General features: G+C 62.0%; 2 rRNA genes. Both read left to right on the top strand.

What is annotated here, in order from left to right:
* Positions 1-95: ribosomal RNA gene (locus tag ACH34S_RS41965) — 16S ribosomal RNA — on the top strand; the annotation flags it as partial.
* A gap of 450 nt (positions 96-545) precedes the next feature.
* Positions 546-639, top strand: a 23S ribosomal RNA gene (locus tag ACH34S_RS41960); the annotation flags it as partial.

Raw genomic sequence — 639 nt, 5'->3', positions numbered from 1 at the left:
TTGTGTGGGGGGAGCGGTCGAAGGTGGGGCCGGCGATTGGGACGAAGTCGTAACAAGGTAGCCGTACCGGAAGGTGCGGCTGGATCACCTCCTTTCTAAGGAGCACACAACTGGCCGAGCTGCCCCCCTTGCGGGGAGAGCCCGGTCGGTGGCCGCCGTTGACGGCGAATGTCCGTCAGGTGGCTGCTCATAGATGTGGAGCACTGGCTATTCAGCTCACCACGCGTGTGAGCCGGCAAGTACCGTCTGGAGGGCGACCTCCAGGAGTGGGAACGACGGCCTCGGGCGTGTGGGGGGCTGGGCACGCTGTTGGGTCCTGAGGAAACGGGCGCGAGCCTGGTGACCTCTGGATCGCGGGACCAGACGCCCCATCCTCTGACCGGGGGTGGGGTGCTGGTGGGCCCGGTTGTTTTTTGAGAACTGCACAGTGGACGCGAGCATCTCTGGTGAACGACGGGATCTCGGTGACGGCCGCCCCTTTTGGGGGTGGGTGTTGTTCCGGGGTTTTGTTTGTTTATCTGCGATTTGTTTTGATCGTTTTGTGTGTTCAAGTTTTTTAGGGCATACGGTGGATGCCTTGGCATCAGGAGCCGATGAAGGACGTGGGAGCCTGCGATATGCCTCGGGGAGTCGGCAACC

Origin of the sequence: Actinomadura sp. 3N508 (assembly GCF_044326375.1) — a bacterium.
GTDB lineage: Bacteria > Actinomycetota > Actinomycetes > Streptosporangiales > Streptosporangiaceae > Spirillospora.
The sequence above is the reverse complement of the archived record's forward strand: the minus strand, read 5'-3'. Positions and strand labels throughout refer to the sequence as shown.